Source organism: Actinoplanes sp. G11-F43 (assembly GCF_050589265.1).
Classification (GTDB): Bacteria; Actinomycetota; Actinomycetes; order Mycobacteriales; family Micromonosporaceae; genus Actinoplanes.
On sequence record NZ_JBNZCE010000006.1, the window covers coordinates 50,294 to 75,176 of the forward strand.

The 24,883-nt window shown below is 70.5% G+C and carries 22 protein-coding genes and 1 pseudogene; 15 read left to right on the forward strand and 8 right to left on the reverse strand.

From position 1 onward, the window contains the following. Positions 1-669 precede the first annotated feature (669 nt). From ACQ0O7_RS07565 to acs, 4 genes are all read right to left on the reverse strand, one after another. Positions 670-1,596: an alpha/beta fold hydrolase gene (locus ACQ0O7_RS07565; protein ID WP_430781047.1), complete on the reverse strand. Its 927-nt coding sequence runs from the start codon at positions 1,594-1,596 to the stop codon at positions 670-672. Between the two features lie 66 nt (positions 1,597-1,662). Next, on the reverse strand, positions 1,663-2,091 hold the full coding sequence (locus tag ACQ0O7_RS07570) for a hypothetical protein (RefSeq protein ID WP_430781048.1): 429 nt from the start codon (positions 2,089-2,091) through the stop codon (positions 1,663-1,665). A 131-nt stretch (positions 2,092-2,222) separates the two neighbouring features. Further along, positions 2,223-4,547 carry an immune inhibitor A domain-containing protein gene (locus tag ACQ0O7_RS07575; protein WP_430781217.1) on the reverse strand — a complete coding sequence of 775 codons (2,325 nt, stop codon included), beginning with the start codon at positions 4,545-4,547 and terminating at the stop codon, positions 2,223-2,225. A 308-nt stretch (positions 4,548-4,855) separates the two neighbouring features. After that, the gene (acs, locus tag ACQ0O7_RS07580) at positions 4,856-6,817 is read right to left on the reverse strand and encodes an acetate--CoA ligase (RefSeq protein ID WP_430781049.1); all 1,962 of its coding nucleotides are present in this window, start codon (positions 6,815-6,817) and stop codon (positions 4,856-4,858) included. A 223-nt stretch (positions 6,818-7,040) separates the two neighbouring features. Between acs and ACQ0O7_RS07585 the strand changes: the two genes are divergently transcribed. Then, positions 7,041-7,772: an oxidoreductase gene (locus ACQ0O7_RS07585; protein WP_430781050.1), complete on the forward strand. Its 732-nt coding sequence runs from the start codon at positions 7,041-7,043 to the stop codon at positions 7,770-7,772. A 20-nt stretch (positions 7,773-7,792) separates the two neighbouring features. After that, positions 7,793-8,269 carry a PH domain-containing protein gene (locus ACQ0O7_RS07590; protein WP_430781051.1) on the forward strand — a complete coding sequence of 159 codons (477 nt, stop codon included), beginning with the start codon at positions 7,793-7,795 and terminating at the stop codon, positions 8,267-8,269. Between the two features lie 385 nt (positions 8,270-8,654). On the opposite strand, the gene ACQ0O7_RS07595 is transcribed toward ACQ0O7_RS07590, so the two are convergent. Next, a complete protein-coding gene (locus ACQ0O7_RS07595) occupies positions 8,655-9,455 on the reverse strand; it encodes an HAD family hydrolase (RefSeq protein WP_430781052.1) in 801 nt (266 codons plus the stop codon). A gap of 309 nt (positions 9,456-9,764) precedes the next feature. Continuing rightward, positions 9,765-10,127: an STAS domain-containing protein gene (locus tag ACQ0O7_RS07600; protein ID WP_430781054.1), complete on the reverse strand. Its 363-nt coding sequence runs from the start codon at positions 10,125-10,127 to the stop codon at positions 9,765-9,767. Between the two features lie 224 nt (positions 10,128-10,351). Between ACQ0O7_RS07600 and ssd the strand changes: the two genes are divergently transcribed. The 8 genes and pseudogenes from ssd (at position 10,352) to ACQ0O7_RS07640 (ending at position 15,973) form a co-directional block, all read left to right on the forward strand. Continuing rightward, positions 10,352-11,401, forward strand: coding sequence for a septum site-determining protein Ssd (ssd, locus tag ACQ0O7_RS07605; protein WP_430781218.1), 1,050 nt, complete (start codon positions 10,352-10,354; stop codon positions 11,399-11,401). Further along, positions 11,398-12,567 (forward strand): annotated as a pseudogene (locus tag ACQ0O7_RS07610) (TadA family conjugal transfer-associated ATPase); the annotation flags it as partial. The gene ssd and the pseudogene ACQ0O7_RS07610, both read left to right, overlap by 4 nt. 137 nt (positions 12,568-12,704) lie before the next feature. Further along, the gene (locus ACQ0O7_RS07615; protein WP_430781055.1) at positions 12,705-13,634 is read left to right on the forward strand and encodes a hypothetical protein; all 930 of its coding nucleotides are present in this window, start codon (positions 12,705-12,707) and stop codon (positions 13,632-13,634) included. Then, positions 13,631-13,870, forward strand: a complete 240-nt coding sequence (locus ACQ0O7_RS07620; RefSeq protein ID WP_430781056.1) for a hypothetical protein — start codon at positions 13,631-13,633, stop codon at positions 13,868-13,870. The genes ACQ0O7_RS07615 and ACQ0O7_RS07620 overlap by 4 nt, the downstream gene beginning before the upstream one ends. Next, positions 13,867-14,628 carry a type II secretion system F family protein gene (locus tag ACQ0O7_RS07625; RefSeq protein WP_430781057.1) on the forward strand — a complete coding sequence of 254 codons (762 nt, stop codon included), beginning with the start codon at positions 13,867-13,869 and terminating at the stop codon, positions 14,626-14,628. The genes ACQ0O7_RS07620 and ACQ0O7_RS07625 overlap by 4 nt, the downstream gene beginning before the upstream one ends. Before the next feature lie 195 nt (positions 14,629-14,823). Continuing rightward, positions 14,824-14,994 (forward strand): DUF4244 domain-containing protein, encoded by a 171-nt coding sequence (locus ACQ0O7_RS07630; RefSeq protein WP_430781219.1) that lies wholly within the window; start codon positions 14,824-14,826, stop codon positions 14,992-14,994. 38 nt (positions 14,995-15,032) lie between these two features. After that, positions 15,033-15,491 (forward strand): TadE family type IV pilus minor pilin, encoded by a 459-nt coding sequence (locus ACQ0O7_RS07635; RefSeq protein ID WP_430781058.1) that lies wholly within the window; start codon positions 15,033-15,035, stop codon positions 15,489-15,491. A gap of 86 nt (positions 15,492-15,577) precedes the next feature. Next, a complete protein-coding gene (locus tag ACQ0O7_RS07640; RefSeq protein WP_430781059.1) occupies positions 15,578-15,973 on the forward strand; it encodes an Rv3654c family TadE-like protein in 396 nt (131 codons plus the stop codon). Here ACQ0O7_RS07640 and ACQ0O7_RS07645 read toward each other — a convergent pair. Continuing rightward, the gene (locus ACQ0O7_RS07645; RefSeq protein WP_430781061.1) at positions 15,935-17,239 is read right to left on the reverse strand and encodes an acyltransferase family protein; all 1,305 of its coding nucleotides are present in this window, start codon (positions 17,237-17,239) and stop codon (positions 15,935-15,937) included. The two genes, ACQ0O7_RS07640 and ACQ0O7_RS07645, sit on opposite strands and share 39 nt — an antisense overlap. Before the next feature lie 105 nt (positions 17,240-17,344). Further along, positions 17,345-19,678 (reverse strand): DEAD/DEAH box helicase, encoded by a 2,334-nt coding sequence (locus ACQ0O7_RS07650; RefSeq protein ID WP_430781062.1) that lies wholly within the window; start codon positions 19,676-19,678, stop codon positions 17,345-17,347. 113 nt (positions 19,679-19,791) lie between these two features. Here ACQ0O7_RS07650 and ACQ0O7_RS07655 point away from each other — a divergent pair, with 113 nt between their 5' ends. From ACQ0O7_RS07655 to ACQ0O7_RS07675, 5 genes are all read left to right on the forward strand, one after another. Beyond that, complete coding sequence (locus ACQ0O7_RS07655) at positions 19,792-20,148, forward strand: STAS domain-containing protein (RefSeq protein WP_430781063.1); 357 nt, start codon at positions 19,792-19,794, stop codon at positions 20,146-20,148. Next, a complete protein-coding gene (locus ACQ0O7_RS07660) occupies positions 20,145-20,585 on the forward strand; it encodes an ATP-binding protein (protein WP_430781064.1) in 441 nt (146 codons plus the stop codon). Before ACQ0O7_RS07655 ends, ACQ0O7_RS07660 begins: the two co-directional genes overlap by 4 nt. A 354-nt stretch (positions 20,586-20,939) precedes the next feature. After that, the gene (locus ACQ0O7_RS07665; protein WP_430781065.1) at positions 20,940-23,351 is read left to right on the forward strand and encodes a sodium-translocating pyrophosphatase; all 2,412 of its coding nucleotides are present in this window, start codon (positions 20,940-20,942) and stop codon (positions 23,349-23,351) included. Positions 23,352-23,447: 96 nt separating this feature from the next. Continuing rightward, positions 23,448-23,978, forward strand: a complete 531-nt coding sequence (locus tag ACQ0O7_RS07670) for a hypothetical protein (RefSeq protein WP_430781067.1) — start codon at positions 23,448-23,450, stop codon at positions 23,976-23,978. Beyond that, the gene (locus ACQ0O7_RS07675; protein ID WP_430781068.1) at positions 23,975-24,694 is read left to right on the forward strand and encodes a hypothetical protein; all 720 of its coding nucleotides are present in this window, start codon (positions 23,975-23,977) and stop codon (positions 24,692-24,694) included. Before ACQ0O7_RS07670 ends, ACQ0O7_RS07675 begins: the two co-directional genes overlap by 4 nt. Positions 24,695-24,883 lie beyond the last annotated feature (189 nt).

A 24,883-nucleotide genomic window follows, 5' to 3' on the forward strand; every position in this document is an offset into this window, starting at 1 on the left:
GCCGATCTGCGGCTCGAATCGAGCCGCAGATCGGCACACGGTCTGGTCTCGGCCGCTTTCCAACCCTGATGGTGATCCGGCTTTGGGGCGCAATCGCTGAAGGCGATGCGATGCCTCCCCTCAGCGGTAACCCTCAGCAAGAATCCGCCATCACTCGTGGTCAGCACTAGACAGTCACCGAGAGTGTTTCCGGGTCTGTGTGTCGCCGAGAGGCTGGGAGGGCTCCCCGCCTCGTGGCGGGGAGCCCGTCGCCCGTTGCGGGACCGGCGGCCGAGGAGGAGAGAAGGGAATGGCCGCCGGGCCGGGTTCGGGCGGACCGGTCGCCACCGTTGGCGAGGCAGGGGCTCGGCCGTCAGTGACGAGGCGGTCGGCCGATACCGGGAACGGCGTGGAACAGTGTTCGGTCGCCCGGTATCGGAGTTTCGTGCCGGCCCGGCGGGGGTCGGGCCGGCACATCGGGTGGGGGTGAGGTGGCTGAGAGGCGATGGGCTAGGGGATGAGGGCGGTTGCGGGCTGAGCGCCAACAGGCTGAGCGACTGCGAGTGCGGCAAGTTGGCTACTTTGAGTAGTTGTTCGGAGCGCTACCGGCGCTACCGAACGTGAGATTAAGGCAGATCTCGACCAAAGTTGATCTTTTAATGGTCACTTAAGCGGACCGTAAGACCGACCTCAGGTAGGCGTCTTCAGCCAGCGCAGGATCTCGCCGGTGACCACGTCCGGCGCCTCCTGGTGCAGGAAGTGGCCAGCTTCGGGGATGAGACGCCACTCGTACGGCGCGGTCACGTAGCGTCCCGACCCCTGCGCGGTCCGGGGCAGCACCGCGGTGTCCACCTCGCCGTGCAACTGCAGGGTCGGCACGCTGGACGGGCGCTGCATCAGCTTGACGAACCGGTACCCCTGGAGACGCAGCGCGCTGCGGGCCACCCAGCGGTACGCCTCCAGGGCACAGAACGACGCCTGCGGGATCTGCATGGCCTCCCGGCACCGTGCGGTGTACTCCGCGAACTCCGGTGTGGCCGCGAACCGTGGGCTGCTCCACCGGGTCATCAGCTCGCCGACCATGGCGGCGTCGTTGCGGGTCAGCACATGCTCGAACCGGGGCACCTGGAAGCGGGCCACAGTGGACGAAGCGGACAGCTGGCCGCGCGGGTCGGCGAAGAGGGCGGCCCGCAACCGCAGCGGGTGTGCGGCGCCGAGCACGACCAGGCGGTTGACCAGTTTCGGATGGAACGAGGCGGCAGCCCAGCCGATCATGCCGCCGGCCCCGGCACCGACCACGGTGGCCGACCGTTCGCCGAGGGCCCGGATCAGGCCGGTCACGTCGGCGGCCATGGTGTAGCCGTCGTACCCCCGTGGGGGTTTGTCGCTGGCCCCGTAGCCGCGCAGGTCGATCGCGGCGGCCCGGAAGCCGGCGTCCGCGACGCGGGTCATGATGTCGTGCCAGGCCCACCAGAACTCGGGGAAACCGTGCAGGAACAGCACGAGCGGGCCGGTGCCGACCTCAGCGACGTGGAAGCGGCTGCCGTTGGCGCCGACGAAACGGTGGCTCCACGGGCCCTCCGTCAGCACACACGACTCGTCCACCCGACCACCCATGTGGTCAGCCTAAGTCCCGATGTCACACACGGTGCCGGGCAGTGCTGAAACGGAATCGCACCGTGATCATTGGACCGGTTCGGAATCGGTCATCGCCATCAATGTGCCGGGGCCGCAGTAGATGCGCAGTGGAGTGCTCTCCAGCTTGACTTTCACCCGGTCGCCCTTGGTGAGTTCGGTGCCTCCGGTGCCGTACAGCGCGTACCGCTGGCCGTCGTCGGCGAGCAGACCGTAACAGGGGCCCTTTCCCCCGATGGTGACCGTGCCGGCCACCCAGCCGGTCGAGGGCAGGTTGTCGGTCGGCTCCTTGGGCGGCTTCTCGGTGAGCGTGACGGTGGGCAGTGGGTGGTCCGGTGGGGGCGAGAGGGTGATCGAGGGCGCGGGTGATGCGGGGGTCGGTGCGGAAGCGGTCGAGTCGGCGCTGTTGGCGCATCCGGCGATGATCGCTCCGGCGGCTACGGCCAGACCGATCCGGTACGTGGCGTTGGTGCGCATGAAACTCATCCTTCCCGCGTACGGCGTCGAAGATGGGACGAATCCCGGAGGCGAACGGTTCCCGGACGCGGGACGGCGCCCGGGACGAATCCCGGGCGCCGTCTGGAGAAACCGCTGAACGAGCAGGTGGATCAGTAGGTGGCCACCGTCAGCGAGGTGCCGATCTGGCTCAGCACCGCGATCTTGACGCCGACTGCCGGGAGCTTGACGCCGTGGTTCGGCATCTCCTCGTAGAAGTACTTGTCCTTGTCGTTGAAGACCGGTTTGCCGAGCTGCGGCTTGATGACCGACTTCGCGCCGTTCAGGTGCAGCGTCATGCCGTCGGTCGGGTAGAACCCGAACGGCGCGTCGTAGACCTGGACCCGGGCCCGCCACGGCACCCCGGTCGGGTTGAGCAGCGGCTTCGGGTGCGCGTCGATGATCAGGTTGCGGCCTTCACCGGGGTGCACGTTGGTGTTGTTGTCGGCCTGCGAGGTGTCCCAGTAGGAGATGAGCAGACCCTGCTGGTAGTTGTAGTGCTCCACCCAGTCCGGCTTGGTGTTGGCCCAGCCGAAGTTGTACGGGCCGGTCTCCAGGTACTTGTCGTACGAGGTGTAGGTCCGGTTCCCGGCGATGTAGAAGTGCGGGAAGCCCTGGCTGACCGAGGAGCCGACGACGGTGAAGCCGTCCAGCGTCCAGGTCGGGGTGCTCTCGGCGCCCTCGACGGAGACGACCGCGCCGTCGGCGGTCACGGTCAGCTCGTCGCCGAAGAAGCCGCCCTCGGAGACACCACCGTCGGTCAGGTAGTGCAGCCGGAAGTCGATCTTCTGACCGGCGTACGCGTCGAGCGGAACGTTGATGTCGAGCCACTCGCCGTTGCTGGAGCCGGTGATCGCCGGGCTGCCCGCGCCGTCGGCGACGAACGGGGCGCCGCCCACCGTGCCGTTGAGCTTGACCCAGTTGGCGCCGCCGTCGGTGGACGCCTCGGCGTAGAGGTAGTCGTAGTCGATCTCGATCGAGTAGCGGCCCTTGAGTGAGACGCTCGCGGTGCTCTTCCCGGTCAGGTCGATCGGCGTGGACAGCGCGTTGTTCAGGTCGTCGGCGTTGCCCGAGAAGAACTGCTTGCTACCCGCGTACGGCGTACCGAGATCGGTGGTGACCTGCTTGTCCGGCAGTTGCACCACGAGGGCCTGCTTCTTCTTGGAGTTGTACTCCTGCGGGCCCAGGTTGACGATCTTCTTGGTGCCGGCCTTGACCAGCTCGTAGTCGAGCCAGCCGAGCTGCAGCTTGTTCCACGCGCCGAGGTCGCCGGAGCGGGTGCCGATGCCCTGGTCCTTCTTGGCGCTGAGCCGGCTCTGCGCCATCAGCGTCCAGTACTCGCTGTTGTTGTCGCCGAGACCGCTGGTGTCGTAGTCGTCCGGCAGGCCCAGGTCGTGGGCGTACTCGTGGACGAAGACGCTCAGGCCACCGTTCTCCGGCTGCACCGTGTAGTCGCCGACCCACAGGTCGCTGGAGCCGACCTTGGCGCCGCCGAGCTTGTTGTTCGCCGGGCCGGTCAGGCCGATGTTGCTGTTGTAGGCGTACCAGCGGTGGCTCCAGATGGCGTCCTCACCCTGGTACGGGTCACCGTCGGCCTGGTCGCCTCCGGAGTGGACGATCTGGAAGTGGTCCAGGTAGCCGTCGGGCTCGTTGAAGTTGCCGTCACCGTCGAAGTCGTAACGGTCGTAGACGTCGTACTCGGCGAGCGCGGCGTTGATCTGGGCCTCGGTCTTGCCGGCCGCCTTCTGGTCCGCGTACCACTGGTTGACGCCGTCCTGGACCAGCGCCCACACGTTGGTGCAGTTGCTGCTGGCGCAGACGTTCGGGTCGTCGCCGTTCTCGTCGTTCGGGTTGTCGTTGGACCGGCCGTACCGGGCCTCGTTGTACCGGACCTTGACCCAGTCGGAGACCTCACCGTCGACGCTGTAGCGGCCGGACGACTGGGTCTCGAAGTAGGTCTTGACCGACTCGACGTCCTTGCCGGTGCCGAAGTACAGCTTCTCGTAGTACTCGGGCGAGTAGTCGGCCTGCCAGATGGTGCTGTTGTCGACCTTGCGGTCCGGCGCCGGGATGGCGTTGTGCAGCGGACCCTCGAAGGTGGACGGACCGGCGTACTGCGTGGTCGTGTCCTGGTCCGGGAAGTTCGGGTGCCGCTCGTTGCCGAACTCGGTCAGGATCACGAAGATCTTGTCGGTCTTCTCCCGGGCGAGTTCCACGTACTGGTTCTTGCCGACCTTGCCGAAACCGCCGCCGCCGTACGTCCTACCCAGGTTGACGACCTTGCTGCCGTTCCGGGTCTCGACCTTCGCCCGTCCGCTGAACACCTCGGAGACTGCCTGCTCGCGCAGTGCGCGGCGCTTCTCCTCGAGGGGGTTGGGCAGATCGTGATCATCGACGTGAGCCGCCTCCGGCGCGGTCTCCGCTGGTGGCGCCGCCATGACCTGGACCGGGGCGAACGCTCCGACTCCGGTCACGACCACGGCGCCGAGCAGTCCTGCGACCACCTTGCGCACTACGTTTACCTCCGCTTTCGCCAGCCGGATCGTCTGGGGTACGGGCGTCCGGCGTGAAACGGTCCCGATCGATCGGGATCCAGGTGAACGTATGCAAACATGACGATGCTCGGGGGATGTGCAGCGTATTGATGACCAACAGTTACTTGATATGACCCCGTCATAACACCGGGACCGGCAAATGCGACAAAGGCTGGCAGCGCAGGTGCGCTACCAGCCTTTATTCGTACTCGTCAGTCTTCGGGTTTGGCGGTCTTCAGCCCGGACGAGATGAGGTCCATCACCGTCGAGTCCTGCAGGGTGGTCACGTCGCCGAGCGACCGGTTCTCCGCCACGTCCCGCAGCAGGCGCCGCATGATCTTGCCGGAGCGGGTCTTCGGCAGCTCCGTCACCAGCATGATCTGACGCGGCTTCGCGATCGGGCCGAGCGTCTTGGCCACGTGGTTGCGCAGCTCCTTGATCAGCTCCTCGCCGGCGTCGCCCTCGGTGTCCACACTGCCGCGCGGGATGGTGAACGCGACGATCGCCTGACCGGTCGTCGGGTCGGTCGCGCCGACCACCGCGGCCTCGGCCACCGCCGGGTGCGAGACGAGCGCCGACTCCACCTCGGTGGTCGAGATGTTGTGCCCGGACACCAGCATCACGTCGTCGACCCGGCCGAGCAGCCAGAGCGCGCCGTCCTCGTCCTTCTTCGCGCCGTCGCCGGCGAAGTAGAAGCCCTCGAACCGCGACCAGTAGGTGTCGATGAAGCGCTTGTCGTCGCCCCAGATGGTGCGCAGCATCGACGGCCACGGCTCGGTCAGCACCAGGAAGCCGCCGCCGCCGTTCGGCACCGACTGCCCCTGGTCGTCGATCACGTCGGCGCTGATGCCGGGCAGCGCGGTCATCGCCGAGCCCGGCTTCGCCGCGGTCACCCCGGGCAGCGGCGAGATCATGATCGCGCCGGTCTCGGTCTGCCACCAGGTGTCCACGATCGGGGTGCGCTCCCGGCCGACGTGCTCCCGGTACCAGATCCAGGCCTCCGGGTTGATCGGCTCACCGACGCTGCCGAGCACCCGCAGCGACGACAGGTCGTACTTCGCCGGGATGTCGTCGCCCCACTTCATCATGGTGCGGATCAGCGTCGGCGCGGTGTAGAGGATCGACACCTTGTACTTGTCGACGATCTGCCAGAACCGGCCGCGGTCCGGAGTGTCCGGGGTGCCCTCGTACATCACCTGGGTGGCGCCGTTGGAGAGCGGACCGTAGACGATGTACGAGTGGCCGGTGACCCAGCCGATGTCGGCGGTGCACCAGTAGACGTCGGTCTCCGGCTTCAGGTCGAAGACCGCGTGATGGGTGTACGACGCCTGGGTCAGGTAGCCGCCGGTGGTGTGCAGGATGCCCTTGGGCTTACCGGTGGTGCCCGAGGTGTAGAGGATGAAGAGCGGGTGCTCGGCGTCGAACGGCTTCGCCTCGTGCGTGGGGCTGGCCTGCTCCACCGTCTCGTGCCACCACTTGTCCTTCTCCGTCCAGGCCACCTCCTGCCCGGTACGCCGGACGACCAGCACGTGTTCGATCTTGTCGCCGCGGGCCACCGCCTCGTCGACGGTCGGCTTGAGCGCCGACGGCTTGCCCCTGCGATAACCACCGTCCGCGGTGATCACCACCTTGGCGTCGGCGTCGTCGATCCGGGTGGCCAGCGCGTCCACCGAGAAGCCGCCGAACACCACGCTGTGGGTGGCGCCGATCCGGGCACAGGCCAGCATCGCCACCGCGGCCTCGGGGATCATCGGCAGGTAGATCATCACCCGGTCGCCCGCGGTGACCCCGAGGTCGGTCAGCGTGTTGGCCGCCTGGCTGACCAGTGTCAGCAGCTCGGCGTAGGTGACGGTGCGGGTGTCGCCGGGCTCGCCCTCCCAGTGGATCGCCACCCGGTCGCCGTTTCCGGCCTCGACATGCCGATCCACACAGTTGTACGCGATGTTCAGCTCGCCGCCGACGAACCACTTGGCGAACGGTGGGTTCGTCCAGTCCAGGATCTGCTCCCACGGCTTGGCCCAGGCCAGGCGCTCGGCCTGTTTCGCCCAGAACGCGAGCCGGTCGGACGCGGCCTCCTCGTAGGCCTCGGCCGTCACGTTGGCGTTGGCCGCCAGCTCGGCGGGCGGCGGGAACTGCCGAGTCTCGGAGGACAGATTCTCGAGTGTCTCGCTCATGAGGGCGGCTCCTCTGCCGTGACCGGGGTCTCTTTTGTTGCACACTAGTTGCGCCGGAGGCCCCGGCGAAGGTTTGCGCCGCAGCTCGCGCTCGGTGGTGTCGTTCGCGCGCTGACCGGCGTATCGATGCTCGCTACTGCGCGAATCTTGCCAGTTCCGAGCTCATTTGTGCACCCCATGTTTCCGCTGGTTTACCGCTCAGCACGTTGATTACCGTGGTCACGTGGATCCACTCGCCCCCCTTCTCGATCTCGCCGACGTCGGCCCCGCCTTCGCCGCCGCCCGGGAGTCCGTCGACGCCGCCCACCGCCACCGCGCCCTGCGCAAGCACGGCGGGCAGGTCGCCGCCGAGGTCAGCCTGCGCGCCGCGGTCGCCAGCGCGGCACTGGAAGGCAACAAATTCGATCTTGATCTGGTACGCGGGGGAGCGGTCACCGATCCGGTCGTCCAAGGCGCGTTACGGGTCGCCGAGGCCCTGCCCGGACTGGTCGACCTGTGGTCCCGCGCGCCCCGCCAGGTCCTGGCGAAACTGCACGTGCTCGCGGCCCGCGGAGTCGTCCACGATCACGATCTGGGCCGGCTCACCTCCGGAGCCGACCGGATCGACGCCCTCGCCGGACTGGTCGCCGGCAACGACAGCACCCCGCCGATGCTGCTCGCCGCGATCGTGCACGCCGAGCTGATCACGCTGCGGCCGTTCGCCGGCCCGGCCGGGGTGGTCGCCCGCGCCGCCGCCCGGATCACCCTGATCGGCCGCGGCTTCGACCCCCGTGGCCTGGTCGGCGTCGAGGCCGGGCATCTCGCCCGGGAACCGGAGTACGTCGGGTCGGCCGGCGCCTATGCCACCGGCACTCCCGACGGGGTGCGATCCTGGCTGCGCCACTACGCCGCCGCGATCACCGCGGGCGCCGAGGAAATCACCGTCATCGGGGACGGGGTGCTGGCCGCCGTGTGACCGGCGGCATACTTCATCTCGTGGCTTCGCACTGGATCCGCCCCTACCCGCCCGGAACCGGCCGCTGGCTCGTGATCGCCTGGGAGGCGGCCGCGCTCGGCTTCCTCACCTGGGCCTCGATCCGCCAGTTCGACCTGATCGGGCACGGCGTACGGGCGATCACCGTGCTGCTCGCGGCGGTCTGGGCGATCGGCGCCTGGCGGATCCTCCAGCACGGCGTCTACGTCAGCAACCACGGTGTGCTGATCCGCGGCCTGATGCGCTCCCGGACCATGCGCTGGCACGACATCGCCGGGGTCCACCTGCACCACTCCACCCACAAGCTGGGCCCCTGGGAGCTGCAGAACGACATGACGGTGGTGATCGAGCGGCACGACGGCGCCACGGTCAACACCGAACTCTGGGCGCAGGGCGTCGACTTCCACGCCCGCCCGAAATTGTTCCGTGCCGTCTACCAGGAGATCCGCGGCCGGCATCAGACCGCTGTCGGCTCCTGACCCGAGAGAAAGAGCCGGCGTCCCTCGCGGGGGCGCCGGCTTTGCGCGTCCGGACCGGGTTATCAGGCGTGCACCTGGGTCGTTGTCGACGGTCCTGGGCCTGCGAGAGGCGGAGGTCCCGTCGCAACGTGCCTGCCGTGGCTGATCGCGCGTGGGTTCCCGGTGGCCGTGCACGGTTCCCGAATCAACGGGCCCCGCGACTTCTTTTCTACGCCGCCCGCCGCATGATCACCAGATTTCCGGCGGAAACGGGGCCGATCGGCGAATACTCAGACCGGAATCGGTGACCGACGCATTCGCCCGGACGCCCGCCGGACGGTCCGCGGAATCGCCCACCCCGCGCGGATGCCACGGGACCGTTGTGCTGCTCGTACCGGCGGATGTTCTAAACGACGGTGGCCCGGGACCGGCGGTGACGTCCGTAGAGAGCGAAACCGATCGCCACGCCCACACCCACGCTCAACGCCGCCGCGACCGGAACCGCCGGTCGCTCCCGCAACCGCCGCCCCAACGGCACCGGATGACGGAACTCCAGCACCGGCCAGCCGCGCTGACCGGCCACCTTGCGCAGCGTGCGATCCGGGTTCACCGCACTGGGATGGCCCACCGCCTCCAGCAGGGGAAGATCACTGCTGGAATCCGAGTACGCGTAACACTCGGCCAGGTCGTAACCGCGCTCCTCGGTCAGCGCCCGCACCCCGACCACCTTCGCCGGGCCGGCCGCGTAGAACTCCACCGCCCCGCTGTACCGCCCGTCGGCGATCGACATCCGGGTCGCGATGACATCGGTGATGCCGAGCAGCGCGCCGATCGGGCGCACCATCTCGTCACCGGACGCCGACACCAGCACCACATCCCGGCCGGCCGCCTGATGCTCGGCGATCAGCGCGGCGGCCTCGGCGTAGACATAGGGGTTGATGAGATCGTTGAGCGTCTCGGCGACGATCTGCTGCACCTGCTCGACCCGCCAGCCCTTGCACAGAGCCGCCATGTAGTCACGGGTGCGGGCCATCGACTGCTCGTCGGTGCCGCCACCCAGCCGGAACATCAACTGTGCATAGGCGGTCTTCACCACGTCACGTCGGCTGATCAGGCCATCACGGTAGAAAGGCCGTCCGAAGGCCAATGCGCTGGACTTGGCGATGACGGTCTTGTCGAGGTCGAAAAACGCGGCGCTCAGGCCCACGGGCCGAAAGTGTAGCCGCAACACGCCTGTCACGAACGCCCCCGCACGCATGACGTGTTCTCCAGTGACGCGCAGTGAAAACGGTCAGACCGGAAGGGAGTGCCCGGGTGGGCGATTTTCGGTACTCGACGAGGAGCCCGATACTGAGGCAGACTTGTGTTTACTACCGACTTCGTGCTGTCTTAACTGCGTTGAGTCATATGGGTTTCCGGTGATTGCGCCCCCCGTGATCACCGGGCGATTCGGCTCGACCCCCCCGGAGCCGAATCCAAGGACGACCCCCGTCTCCCCCGACGGGGGTCGTTCTCTTTAGGAGCCGGTGGCCTGCGTGGGCGCCCGCTCCATGTCGGTCGCGCCCTCGATCAGGCCGAAGAAGTCGGAGAGCCCGGTCACCGTCAGCACCCGGCGGAACGTGTCACTCGGATTGACCACCTGGAAGCCGGTGCCGCGCGCCAACGCCGTGCGATAGCCCTCGATCAGGGCGCCGAGCCCCGTCGAGTCGATGAACGTGGCATCGGCCAGATCGACGACCAGCAGCGGCGGCGACCACTCCACGACCGCGTCGTGCAGTCCCTGGGTCACCTCGTCGGAGTTCGAGAAGTCGACCTCGCCGCTCACGGTGACAGTGACCACGCCGTCGTCGGCGAGGGTCGTCCGGATCGAAGTCTCCACGTCCACTCCAACACTGCGTCTGGGCTACCCAACATACCCAACCAGCACCCCGGCACACCCGCGGTGTAGCAGATCACCGGCTCCGGAGGCGGGCCGTCCACAGCCGCGGGTTGTCCACACCGGGCGGTTGCCGGGCCGATCCGGGCTCGGCGAAGGTGGGCGCCCATCCCGCTCCGCCCCCCGCTGGAGGTCAGCGAATGCCCGCTCCCCGCCGCCCTCTGATCGTGACCGCCGACCCCGGCCTGCTCGACGAACTGCTCCGGCTCGCCGCCGTCGGCAGCGCCGAGACCACGGTGGCGCCCGACCCGGCCGCCGCCCGCGGCCACTGGACTCGGGCCCCGTTCGTGCTGGTCGGCATCGACCAGGCCGCCGCCTGCCTGCGCGCCCAACTGCCCCGCCGCAACCGGATCATCCTGATCGGCTGGGCCGGCACCATCGACCCGGCGTGGAACATCGCCGAGCTGCTCGCCGCCGACAGCGTGGCCGTCCTGCCCGAGGCCGCGCCCTGGATCGTCGACCAGTTCCACCAGCGGTCCGGCCGGCCGATCACCGCCCGGACACTCGCGGTCATCGGTGGCCGGGGCGGCGCCGGCGCCAGCACCCTCGCCGCCGGGCTCGCCACCACCGCCGTCCGGCACGGGTTCCGCACCCTGCTGATCGACGCCGACCCGCTCGGCGGCGGCCTCGACCTGGTCCTCGGCTGGGAGGACGTCGGCGGCCTGCGCTGGCCCTCCCTCACCGAGGCGGACGGGCGGGTCGACCCGCCGGCCCTGCTGCGCGCGCTACCGCACCGGGGCGACCTGGTGCTGCTCTCCTTCGACCGGGCCGAACTACCCGGCGTCCCCGCCGAGGCGATGGCCGCGACACTCGACGCCGCCCGCCGCGGCCGGGACGTCATCGTCGCCGACCTGCCCCGGCAACTCGACGACGCGGCCCTGCTCGCCCTGCGGGCCGCCGACCGGACCCTGCTGGTCGTGCCCGCCGAACTACGCGCCACCGCCTCCGCCCGCCGCACCGCCGACACCATCCGCGAACACTGCGACGACCTGGCCGTCGTGGTGCGCGGCCCGGCACCCGGCCGGCTACGGCCCCGGGACATCTCCACCGCCCTGCACCTGCCCCTGGCCGGCACCATCCGGCCGGAGAAGACGGTGTGCGAGGGCGTCGAGGAAGGCCTGCCGCCCACCGCCACCGGGCGCGGTTCGCTGGCCGCCCTCTGCCTGCGCCTGATCGGCGACCTCACCGGCACCGAGTTGAAAGCGGACGCGGCATGACCATCGCCGACGAGGTGCGGCGGCGATTCGCCTACGACGGGACCGAAGCCACCCCGGCCGCCGTGGTCGACGCCGTCCACCGGGACAACGCCGTGCTCGGCGACACCGCCGTCCTGCGGATCGCCGGCCAGGTCCGGGACGAACTCGTCGGCGCCGGCCCGCTGGCCCCACTCCTCGGCGACCCGGACGTGACCGACGTGCTGGTCAACGGCCACGAGGTCTGGATCGACAGGGGCGCCGGGCTGGAACGCTCCGACGTCACCCTCGGCGACGTGCGCCGCCTCGCCCAGCGCCTGGTCGCCGCATGCGGGCGCCGGCTCGACGACGGGCAGCCCTACGCCGACGCCCGCCTCCCTGACGGGACCCGACTGCACGCCGTCCTGCCACCGATCGCCACCGGCGGGCCCTACCTGTCGCTGCGAACCTTCCGGCAGCGCCCCTTCCACCTAGCCGACCTGGTCCGGTACGACACGGTCGCCCCCGAAGCGGCGGCCGTGCTCGCGGCGGTGGTCGAGGGCCGGTTGGCGTACCTGGTGACCGGCGGTACCGGCAGCGGTAAGACCACCCTGCTGGCCACCCTGCTCGGCCTGGTGCCCCCGACCGAACGGATCGTGCTCGTCGAGGACGCCGCCGAACTCCGGCCCGTCCACCCGCACGTGGTCACCCTCCAGGCCCGCACCGCCAACGTGGAGGGCGCGGGCGCCATCGGCCTCACCGACCTGGTGCGGCAGGCACTACGGATGCGCCCCGACCGCGTCGTCATCGGGGAGTGCCGAGGCCCGGAGATCGTCGACCTGCTGGGCGCGCTCAACACCGGCCACGAGGGCGGCGCCGGAACCCTGCACGCCAACGCGCCCGGGGACGTGCCGGCCCGGCTGGAGGCGCTGGGTCTGCTCGGTGGCCTGCCCCGGGCCGCCCTGCACGCCCAGGTGGTGGCGGCGCTCCAGGTGGTGCTGCACGTCCGGCGTACCGGGGCGGGCCGCCGGCTGGACTCCATCGGCGTCTTCCAGGCGTCCGGGGCGGACCGGCTGGCGACCGTGATCCCGGCCTGGCGGTGGGGGCGAGGTGCCGGGCCCGGGGCCGAGATCCTGGCCCGCCTCCTCCGGGACCGCGACGTCCCGGTCCCGGCCGTGCTCTCCGGGTTCGCGGCCGTCCCTGGTACCGCGGCTGCCCCAGACGCCGGTGCTCCTCCCGGCACAGGGGCTCTTCCTGACACCGGTGCCCCTCCTGGCGCCGGGGCTCTTCCTGACAGCGGTGCTTCTCCCGGCACCGGGGCCTTTTCTGACTTCGAGGGCTGGTCCGCATGAACTGGGTTCTCGCGTTTCTGTTGATCGCCGCGGCGGTCGTCGTCGCCCGGCCCGGATCGACCGCCCGGGAGCGGCTTCTCGGGCCCCGGCCCTGGATCGACGTGCCCCGGATCCGCCGGGCCGTCGTGCGTGGCGGTCCCCGCCTGATCGCGGCCGCGGTGGTCGCCGCGACGGTGGCAGCCGGAGTCGCCGGTGGGCCGGTCGGCGCGATCATCGCGGCCGCCTATGCCGGACTCGGCGCGCACGAGTGGGACCGCCGGCTGAAACGCCGCCGGATCGCCGCCCGTCGCGCGGCCGACCTGGACGACATCTCCCACCTGGTGGCCGAGCTACGTGCCGGAGTCCCGCCGGTCATCGTCGCCGCGTCCCGGCCCGCAGCCGGCGACCACATCAGGCCCGGTGCTCTCACCGGCTCCTCTGCCGGGCACGGCGCACCCACCGGCTCCTCTGCCGGGCACGGCGCACCCACCGGATCCTCCGTGGGGCTGGACGCCCGCGGTGGATCGCCCGCTGAGCCCGGCACTTCCGGCGGTTTCACCGCTTCTGCCGGTTTCATCGGAAGTCCGGATCTCGCGAGTGCTGAACCCGGTGCCCGGCTCCGGCGGCTCACCGACGCTGTCTGGCACCTCGCCGAGCGGACCGGGGCACCCGCCGCTGACCTGCTCGAACGGATCGAACGGGACGCGCGGGCCGCGGACCGCTCGGCCAAGGCGGCCGCCGCGCAGTCGGCCGGTGCCCAGATGACGGCACTGCTGCTCGCGGGGTTACCGCTGGCCGGACTCGCGATGGGCTACACGATCGGCGGCGACCCGGTCGACGTGCTGCTCCACACGCCGTGGGGTGCCGCCTGCGCGATCGGAGCGCTGCTGCTGCAGATCGCCGGGCTGAAATGGTCCCAGCGGCTCACCGCGAAGGTGACGGCATGACCTGCGGGGTGGCGGCGCTGCTGCGTCCCGGCGGTCCGGTCCGGGTCCCGCTGCGGGAGTGCTGCGTGGCGGCCCTGGTCGGCGCGGACGGCGTGACCACGACATCCACCTGCCTCGCGGCACCGCCCGACCCGGCGATGGCGGCCGGCGGCGGCGCGGACCGTGCCGACTCGGTGGCCGACGTGCTGGCCGCTGTCGTGGGCGTGGCCGCCCGGCACGGCGAGGACCCGTGGTGAGCGGTCCCGGCCCGGGCGATCTCAGTGTGAGCGGGCTCAGTGTGAGCGGGCTCAGTGTGGCCGGGTGCACGGTGCTGGCCGCGGTGCTCCTGATCTGGCCCCCGCGGAGGTCACCGGCGCCGTCCCCGAAAGGGCCGGCACGGTCCGCGGGGAAGGCCGAGCGGCCGGAGCGGACCAGGCTGCTGCTCGCCCTGATGGTGGGGCTCGCGGTGGCCGGCCTGATCGGGACCCTCTGGGGGGTGCCGGCCGGGATGGCGGCGGGCATCGGGACGGACCGCTTCCTGCGGACCCGGGAACCGGCCGCGGCCCGCCGGGAACGTGACGAGGCCGCCGCCGACCTGCCCCTCGGTGCGGATCTGCTGGCCGCCGCGCTCAAGGGCGGTACCTCGGTGGACACCTCGATCGCCGCGGTCGCCGAGGCCATCGGCGGGGCGCTCGGTGCCCGGCTGCAGCGGACCGCCCGGTCGCTGCGGCTCGGTGCGGCGCCGGGGGAGGCCTGGGCGCACCTGGCCGGGGTGCCCCAGGCGGACCGGCTGATCGCGGCGGCGGTCCGGTCCAGCGCGAGCGGCGGAGCCCTGTCCGGCGCTCTCGAACGGATCGCCGGCGACCTCCGCTCCGACCGCACGGTGGCGGTCGAAGCGGCCGCCCAGCGGGCCGGTGTGCTGGTCGTGCTGCCGCTCGGGCTGTGTTTCCTGCCGGCGTTCCTGCTGGCCGGTCTCACCCCGGTCCTGGTCGCGATCTTCCGCGAGGTGATGTGAGCCCCGCCCCGGGCAGCCCCGCCCCGGGCAGCCCCGCTCCGGGCAGGCCCGCCCCGGGCAGCCCCGCCCCGGGCTGAGCCTGCCCGGGGCGTCAAGACACGCGGCGCCGGAACGGTGCCGTGGCTGTGGAAACACCCGGTGCGGCGTGATGGGCGCCGCACCACGTTACGAGGAGGTCCTGTGCACAAGTTCGTCATCCGGTACCGGCGGCTTCAGGCGGATGCCGCGGATGCCGGGATGGTCACCATCGAGTACGCCGTCGCCATGCTGGCGGCGGTGGCCCTGGCCGGCGTCATGCTCAAGGTGGTGACGAGCGCACCCGTGCAGTCGGCCCTCACCGCGCTGGTCGGGCGGGCGCTGAAGTGAGACGGCGCCGGCGGCCCGGCCGCGAACACAGACGTGCGGTGACGACCCGTCCCGGCCGTCCAGGCGGTGACCGGCGGGGTGTGACGGCCCCGGAGACGGTGGCATCGTCCGGCCGTCCCCGGCTGTCCGGGCCGCGCCTGTTCGCCGGCTGGGGCGACGACCGGGATCGGGGCGCCTTCACCGCCGAGTTCGCGGCCGGGTTGCCGGCGCTCATGGCCCTGCTCGGCATCGGGCTCACCGCGGTGCTGGCGATCCTGACCAAACTGCAGTGTGTGGACGCGGCACGGGAGGTGGCCCTGGCCGAGTCCCGTGGCGAGTCGCTGGAGGTGGCGTCCCGGCTGGTTCCGGACGGCGCGTCGATCCGGGTGGGCGGGGACGGCGACAGCGTCACGGTCCGGATCGAGGCCCCGATCCGGATGTTCGGCATCGACCTTCCGGGCGCTGTCATCCAGGGCGGGGCGGTCGCGGCCCGCGAACCGGAGCAGGTGACCTTCTGAAACGGGCTGGGAGCGAACGAGATCGGGCTGGGAGCGAACGAGATCGGGCCGAGGGCGACCAGAAATGGGCTGAAAGCATCCAGAAAATGCCTGAGGACGACCTGGAAAGGGCCGAGGGCGATCGTGGGGCGGCGTCGGTGCTCGTACTGGCGATCGGGTTGGTTCTGGTTCTTCTCGGGGTTGCCGGTGCGACTGTCGGGTCCGCCCGGGTGGCCCGGCATCAGGCCCGGAACGCGGCGGACTTCGGGGCGCTCGCCGGGGCCGCGCACGCCATCGAGGGGCAGATGGCGGCGTGTGCGGTGGCCGGCCGCTATGTCCGGGCCAACGACGCCCGGATGACCGGCTGCGTGGTCACCGGGCTGGAGATCGTGGTTCGGGCCTCGGTCGGATTCCCGGGATTCCCGGCCGGCGCGGAGGAGGCGGCGCGGGCCGGACCGGTCGGCTCAGTGGCTGGAGGCGTCCTGGAAGAGGTCGTCCGGTGACGACCGTCGCCCGGCCTCGCCGCCGCCGGCACCCGGCGACGTGCCCGGCGACGCGGCCGAGCCCGCGGTGGGTGGCGGGCTCGCGGTGGGTGGCGGGGCCGCGGTGGGTGGCGGGGCCGCGGTGGGTGGCGGGGCCGCGGCCTCGGTAGCGGAGATCTGACGGACCTCGGCGATGGCCTGGCGCATGGTTCGGCGCAGCCAGCGGGTCAGCGGCTGTTCGGCGTAGCGGTGGACCAGCCAGGCCAGGCCGAGGACGAGCAGGATCGCGCCGGCGATCAGGGTCCAGGCGGGCAGGCCGGTGTGCTCGTGGGTGTAGCGGACGAAGCTGTACCCGATGCGCTGGTGGAGCAGATAGAACGGGTAGGTCAGCACCCCGGCGGTGGTCAGCCAGCCCCACCGGATCCGGTCGGTCCAGCCCAGGGCGATCACCAGAACCACCGCGAAGGACAGGGTGACGATCACGACACCGGGCCAGGTGGGCACCTCGAAGCCGGGGTTGACGTCGGCGACCCGGTCCTCCACCCGTTTGACACTGACCAGCCAGGCGAAGCCGATGATCGCGAAGAGCAGGGGGGAGCGGCCGAACTTGTAGATCAGGAAGGCGGCGATGCCGGCGATGAAATAGGGCGCGTATTCCGGGATGCCGACGATGTCGACGATCCGGCTGTCCAGGGTCGGCCCGATCACCGAGACGACCATCCAGACGGCGCAGAAGATCACCGTCCGGCGATAGGTGAGACCGAATGCGACGAGTGCGGCGAACAACAGATAAAAGCGAAGTTCGACGAAGAGTGTCCAGTAAACGGTGTCGACCATGGCGACCCCGAGCGGCTCCTGGAGCATGGTCAGGTTGACCGCGATCTCGCGCAGATCGGGGGTGCCCGACACCGGGACCCCGCCGACCACCGGAAACAGCGTGACCACCAGCGCGGTGATCAGGATGCAGACCCAGTAGGCCGGGTAGAGCCGGCTGACCCGGGAGACGAAGAAGTCGCCGAGGCCGCGCCGCCAGCTGCTCATGCAGATGACGAAGCCGCTGATCAGGAAGAACAGCTCCACCCCGAGGAAGCCGTAGATGGCCAGATGGGCGAAGTTCGGCAGGAAGTGCTGCGGTGGGTTCTGGCCGTCGATGCGCCACGAGACGCTGAGGTGGTACACCGCGACCGCCAGGGCGGCGATCAGGCGCAGGCCGTCGAGGGCGGCGAGGCGTGGCCCCGCGGCCTTCGGCCGGCTGGTGGTGTCGGCGTGTGCCGCGTCTCGTTTCATCGGGGAGGCAGGCTACCTGTTCCGGTCAAATAAATCGGTGGAGCGGGAGCAAGATGTGATTCTTCCCGGTCGGCTCCGTGGATAAACCGGAGTGAATGCCTGTGATCACATCAATGCTGTCAGCACGGTGTCGAGTACCTTAACCGCGTCCGGCTTGTTGAGCGGGTTGTTGCCGTTCCCGCACTTGGGTGACTGCACGCATGAGGGGCATCCGGAGTCGCAGGCGCACGAGGCGATCGCTTCCCGGGTGGCCCGCAGCCATTCCCGTGCGGTGTCGTAGGCCCGTTCGGCGAATCCGGCGCCGCCGGGATGCCCGTCGTAGACGAACACGGTCGGCGCCTCGGTGTCGGCGTGGTTGGCGGTGGACAGTCCGCCGATGTCCCACCGGTCGCAGGTGGCGATCAGTGGCAGCAGGCCGATTCCGGCGTGTTCGGCCGCGTGCAGCGCGCCGGGGAACTCGCTGGGTTCGATCCCGGCCGCGACCAGGGCCGGTGGGGAGACGGTGAACCAGACCGCGACGGTTCGCAGTTCCCGGACCGGGAGGTCCAGCGGCCGGGTGTCGATCACCTCGCCGCCGCGCAGCCGTCGCCGCTGGTAGGAGACGACCTGGTTGGTCACGTCGACCTCGCCGAGGAAGAGCCCGACCGGGCCGGCGTCCACGTACGACCGGACGTTCACCACGGACAGGTTGGTGACGTCGCGGGCGTGGGTGGTCCAGTCCGGTTCCTCCTGGTGGACGAGGGCGATGGCGTCCTCCAGATCGAGGTCGTCGACCACGTACGACACGCCCTGGTGCAGGTGCACCGCCCCGGGGTGCAGCATCGCGTGGGACGACCCGTGGTCGACGGTGCCGAGGAGCCGCCCGGTGGCCGCTTCGACGACGGCGACGGGCGCCCCGCCGGTGCCGCGCAGGTCGACTTCGGGCCGGCCGCGGTGGGTCCAGTACCAGCCGGACGGCCGTTTCCGCAGCACTCCCTCGGCGACGAGCTGGGCGGCGATCGCGGCGGCGGGTTCGCCGAACAGGGCGAGGTCGGCCTCGGTGAGGGGCGCCTCGGAGGCGGCACAGCACAGCTGCGGGCCGAGTACGTACGGGTTCCCCGGGTCGAGCACGGTGGCCTCGACCGGACTGCCGAAGACCGCTTCGGGGTGGTGCACGAGATAGGTGTCGAGCGGGTCGTCCCGGGCGACGAGGACGGCGAGCGCCTCGCGGCCTGATCGTCCGGCCCGGCCGGCCTGCTGCCAGAGGGACGCCCGGGTGCCGGGGTATCCGCAGATCAGCACGGCGTCGAGCCCGGACAGGTCGACGCCGAGTTCGAGCGCGTTGGTGGAGGCGAGCCCGAGGAGTTCGCCGGAGAGCAGGGCGCGTTCGATGGCCCGCCGGTCTTCGCGCAGGTAGCCGCCCCGGTAGGCGGCGACCCGGTCTCCGAGTCCGGGCACCGCCTCGTTCAGTGACTGGCGGGCGAGGGAGGCGACCACTTCGGCGCCGCGCCGGGAGCGGATGAAGGCGAGGGTGCGGGTGCCGGCCACCACGGAATCGGTGAGCAGGTCGGCGGTTTCGCGCAGGGCTGACCGCCGGATCGGCGGAGCTTCCGAGGTGTCGGAGGAATCGGAGACGTCGGGAGGGGGCAGCAGCGGCGGCTCCCACAGGGCGAACGTCACCGCCCCGCTCGGCGACGAATCCTCAGTGACAGCTGTCACAGGAAGCCCGGTCAGGCGGGAGGCGGATCCGGCCGGATCGCCCGACGTGGCCGAGGCGAGGACGAAGGTGGGCGAGGATCCGTACCGTGCGGTCGCTCGCCGGAGCCGCCGGAGGACGTGGGCGACATGTGACCCGAAAACGCCCCGGTAGGTGTGGCACTCGTCGATCACCACATAGCGCAGACGCCGCAGGAACACCCCCCAGCGACCGTGTCCGGGCAGCAGGCTGTGGTGCAGCATGTCCGGGTTGGTGAGCACGAACCGGGAGTGCTGCCGGATCCACTCGCGTTCCTCGCGAGGGGTGTCCCCGTCGAAGGTGGCCGGCCGGATCCCGTCCAGCCCGAGCCGCCGCAGGGCACGTAACTGGTCGGCGGCGAGCGCCTTGGTGGGTGACAGATACAGCACGGTCGCCTTAGGGTCCTCGGCGAGCGCATTGAGTGCGGGCAGCTGGTAGGCGAGGGATTTCCCGGAAGCCGTCCCGGTGGCCAGCACGACGTGTGTGCCCTCCCGGGCGAGGGTGGCCGCGGCCGCCTGATGCTCCCACGGGGTGGTGACCCCCTGTGCCGTGAAGGCGTCGCGAACCGCCGGATCGGTCCAGTCGGGCCACGGCGCCGTGCGGCCCTCGCGGGCGGGCACTCGCTCGATGTGTGTGACCGGCGACACTGCCGAAACGGTCGTCCGGGCCCGCAGCCGATGCAGCAGTTCGGCGGGACCGAAGGCGGTGGAGGTCACGCATTGCACTGTGGCATCCGTATGGCCCGAACCCCAAACGGGTAGGACGGTGGGTGCCACGCGTCGCCCGCGAACGGTCGGTGGTTAGATTTCGCGGGGGGAGAGATCAGGGAGGAGGACCGATGGAGCTGTCACTCACGACCCGGACCGTCGCCGAGCACACCGTGCTCGAGGTCGGCGGAGAGGTGGATGTCTACACCGCCCCCCGTCTGCGCGAGCGTCTCATCGAGCTGGTGGACGCGGGTGCGCGTGACGTGGTGGTGGATCTGGAACGAGTCGACTTCCTCGACTCGACCGGGCTCGGCGTGCTGGTCGGCGCCCTGAAACGGCTGCGGACGGCGCACGGGACCTTCGGTCTGGTGTGTGCCAAGGAGCCGCTGCTCAAGATTTTCCGGATCACCGCGCTGGATCAGGTCTTCCCGATCTTCCCGACGGTCGAGGCGGCTACCGAACGCGACGGCAGCGGTCCCGCTTCGTGATGGCCACCGTTCGGCTCTCCTTCTCGCCGGCCCCGGTGCATGTGCGCACCGCCCGTCTCGTCGGTGTCGCCGTCGCGCGCCGTGCCGGGGTCGCTGAGGAGTTGCTCGACGAGGTGCGGCTGGCCATCGGCGAGGCCTGCACCCGAGCGGTCGCCCTGCACCGGCAGTATGGTCTCGCCGAGCTCGTCACGGTCGAGATGTCCGACTCGGACTCGTACATGGTGCGGGTCATCGACCACGCCCCGATCGAGGCGAGTGTGGGTCTGACGAAGCTGCCGCCGGACGAGCTGGCCGCGGAGTCGCTGACCGACGAGGCGCTGACCACCGGCGTCGGTTTCGCGCTGCTCGCCGGCTTTGTCGACGATCTGCAGGTGCGCCCGGTGGACGACGGCCCGGGCACCGAGGTCCGGATGGTCTGGCCGGTCACCCGCCGCTGAGCGGGCGAAAGACCAGGAGCAGAAACCAATTGGGGGGTACGCCATTAGGCGGCCCCCTTTTTGAGTGATCTTTCCGGAAATATCCGTTCAATTCGGACTAGTCCCGTCAGGCTGAGCCGGGCCTCCGAAGTGTCCTGAGATCCAAAAACCGTCTAACACAACGGTGATCATCGTCGCGACACGGCTGGTGCCACATGTGACGACCGACACGTAAGCCCTATACAGTACGCGAGTTGTCAGCTACTCACCGGCCTCGCGTCCGCAGGTCTGGTCGGTTGTTCCCCGCTCCCCGGGGAATGCGCCCGGTGGTCTCGTCCGCCGTCCGGGCGCCATCGGTGTACTAGGAGGACATTGATGTCCGATAGCTCGATATACCTCGCCGCCGAGGGCGGCGGAGCGTCCCTGAGCGGTTCAAACATCACTTTCGTCGTCGTCGCGCTGGTGTTCGCCCTGGTCGCGCTGGGCTTCGCCGCCGCGTTCGTCCAATCGGTGCTGCGGACCGCCCGCGGCACACCGAAGATGCAGGAGATCGCGGGCGCCGTGCAGGAGGGCGCCTCGGCGTACCTGTTCCGGCAGTTCAAGACCCTCGGCATCTTCGTCGTCATCGCCGTCGTACTGCTCTTCCTCCTACCGGTACACGAGACCGACAACGAGACCTGGGTCAAGATCGGCCGCTCGTTGTTCTTCATCGTCGGCGCGGTCTTCAGCTCGTTCATCGGCGGCGCCGGCATGGCGCTGGCGACCCGTGCCAACCTGCGGGTCGCCGCGGCCGCCGGGGAGCAGGGCGGCCGGGAGAAGGCGATGGGCATCGCCTTCCGCACCGGTGGTGTGGTCGGCTTCCTCACCGTGGGCCTGGGCCTGTTCGGCGGCGCGCTGGTCGTGCTGATCTTCCGGGGTGACGCGCCCACCGTGCTGGAGGGCTTCGGCTTCGGCGCCGCGCTGCTGGCCATGTTCATGCGGGTCGGCGGTGGCATCTTCACCAAGGCCGCGGACGTCGGCGCGGACCTGGTCGGCAAGGTCGAGCAGGGCATTCCGGAGGACGACCCGCGTAACGCGGCGACCATCGCCGACAACGTGGGCGACAACGTCGGCGACTGTGCCGGGATGGCCGCCGACCTGTTCGAGTCGTACGCGGTCACCCTGGTCGCGGCCCTGATCCTGGGTTCGGCGGCGTTCGGCCAGGACGGCCTGATCTTCCCGCTGATCGTCTCCACGATCGGTGTGCTGATCGCGATCGTCGGTGTCTTCATCACCCGGCTGCGGGCCAGTGACCGCAACGGCCTGACCGCGATCAACCGGGCCTTCTACATCTCCGCGGCGCTGTCCGCGATCGCGGTGGCGGCGGTCAGCTTCACCTACCTGCCGAGCAGCTTCGCCGGGTTCGGGGACGCGGGCATCGCCGAGGACATCCTGAACAGCGGCCAGAACCCGCAGCTGGTGGCGGTCGGCGCGGTCGTGATCGGCATCGTGCTGGCCGCCGCGATCCAGGCGCTGACCGGCTACTTCACCGAGACCAACCGGCGCCCGGTGCAGGACATCGGCAAGTCGTCGCAGACCGGTGCGGCCACCGTGGTGCTGGCCGGCATCAGTGTCGGCCTGGAGTCGGCGGTCTACTCGGCGCTGCTGCTCGGCGCCGGTGTCTTCGGTGCCTTCCTGCTCGGCGGTTCGTCGCTGACCCTGTCGCTGTTCGCGGTGGCGCTGGCCGGCACCGGTCTGCTCACCACGGTCGGTGTCATCGTCGCGATGGACACGTTCGGCCCGATCTCGGACAACGCGCAGGGCATCGCCGAGATGTCCGGTGACGTCGACGAGCGGGGCGCGCAGATCCTGACCGAGCTGGACGCGGTCGGCAACACCACCAAGGCGATCACCAAGGGCATCGCGATCGCGACCGCGGTGCTGGCCGCCACGGCGCTGTTCGGGTCGTACACCAACAGCCTGGCCAGCTCGCTGGCCACCGCCGGGGTGACCGACGTGGGCGCGGAGATCCTGGCCCAGCTGAACATCTCCAACCCGCGTGCCCTGGTCGGCCTGCTGATCGGCTCGGCGGTGGTGTTCCTCTTCTCCGGCCTGGCGATCAACGCGGTGTCCCGGTCGGCCGGCGCGGTGGTGATGGAGGTCCGGCGTCAGTTCCGCGAGTTCCCCGGGATCATGGACTACACCCAGCGCCCGGAGTACGGCCGGGTCGTCGACATCTGCACCCGGGACGCGCAGCGTGAGCTGCTCACCCCCGGACTGCTGGCGATCATGGCCCCGATCGCGGTGGGCTTCGGCCTGGGACCGGGCGCGCTGGCCGCGTACCTGGCCGGCGCGATCGGCACCGGCACCCTGATGGCGGTCTTCCTGTCCAACTCCGGCGGCGCGTGGGACAACGCGAAGAAGCTGGTCGAGGACGGGGCGTTCGGTGGCAAGGGGTCCGAGGCGCACGCCGCCACGGTCATCGGCGACACCGTCGGCGACCCGTTCAAGGACACCGCCGGCCCGGCGATCAACCCGCTGCTCAAGGTGATGAACCTGGTCTCGCTGCTGATCGCCCCGGCCGTGGTGACCTGGAGCTACGGCGCCGACGCCAACCCGGCCCTGCGGATCGGGGTGGCGGTGCTCGCGGTGGCGATCGTGACCGCCGCGGTGGTGTGGAGCAAGCGCAAGCCGATCGCGATCGGTGACGACAGCTCGGCGGCGGCCGCCGCGGGCGCCGTCGACACGGCTCGGGCGGTGCAGGACGCCCGGACCACCGAATCGGCCCGGATCAAGGACAACGCCTGACAAAGAGGCGCGAAGGGCACCCGGTACGCCCGGGTGCCCTTCGTTATCCGCCATCGAGACGTGTGAAGAGTCCGACCATAGTCGTACCCTGCTTGCATGCGTGCGGCCCGACCGATCTCTCTCGCCCTCGTTCTCGCGCTCGCCGCACCCCTGGCGGCCTGTGCCGGTCAGCCCGGCGCGCAGGCATGGGCCGCTCTGGTGTGCACCACATTGAGTCCCTGGCGGGCCGAGATCGACTCGCTGACCACCCGGACCCAGCAGCAGATGACCGCGGGGACCACTCCCGGTCAGGCGAAGGAGAACCTGGCGCGGCTCTTCGCCGGCGCCGCCACCGCGAGCGAGAAGGCGCGGGCCGGCGTGGAGAAGGCGGGGGTGCCGGACGTGACCAACGGTGAGGCCATCGCCGACGGGTTCCTCACCTCGCTGGCCGGCATCCGGGACGCCTACGGCCACGCGCGCTCCGGCATCGAGGCGCTGGCCACCAGCCCGGCCGACGGCTTCTACGGCGAGGTCGGCAAGGTCGTCCAGCAGCTCACCGCGGACTACCAGCAGAGCAGCCTGGACACGACGAGCCTGGAGTCGGTCGAGCTGAGACAGGCCTTCGACTCGCTGCCCGAGTGCCGATGACCGAGCCCGGCCGTCCACTGATCCCGCGGGAGGTGCTGCCTCCGCCGGTCGCGGCGACGAAGCGTGCCGGGCGGCGGGCCGCCGGGCGGGGTGACACGCGGCCCGGCCGGCAGCTGACGATGTTCGGCGCGGAGACGATCGAGCCGTCGCCGGCCGACGTCGCCGGGCTGCTCGCCGGTTCGGGGCGGCTGGACCGGATGGGTGGCACGGCCCGGGTCTCGATCCGGGTGGACGCCGCCTGGCGGGTGCACGTGCTGGTCGGCGAGCTGGCCGCGCGGGGCCTGACGGCCGGCTGGGAGCCGGTCCCGGTGGAGAGTGAGGCGAATGACACGCCCGCCGATCCCGAGGACGAACCCGAGGAGATCCGGACCGTTTTCGAGGTCCGTACGGCGTACTCCCGAAGGTTGAATGGTCTTGCTCTCGCCTGGCCGGGGGCGTCCGGGCGGCTCTTCCTGTCCGGTCCCCGGATGCGTCTGTGGGTGGCCGCGACCGGTGAGCCGCGACCGGGTGGTTACCGGCTCGGCCTGGACCCGGGCGACGACCGTGCCGGAGTGGTGGCCGCGCTGGTCCGGGCGGGTCTGGCCGGCAGGGTGTCGGATGACGGACGGCACTATGTGATCTCCGGCCGGCGGCGGTTGCGCCGGCTCGCCGAACTGGTCGGGGAACGCCCCTCAGCGGCGCCGGAGGAGTTCTGGCCCGGCGGCGTGATCGCGTGATCTTCCGCGATTGTGTCCGACATAACAGTGTCTTCCCGGTGTACGGTGTCGCGGTCAGACGCACGCGGTGGCCGGACCGTTACCATCCGACTGCGAGGTTCCCCGGGAATGGGGGCTTGTCCGGCGCGTTACGTTGAACGTCTGTGCCCCCACCGGACGCCAAGCCCGGACGGAAGCGGGGAGCGCTGA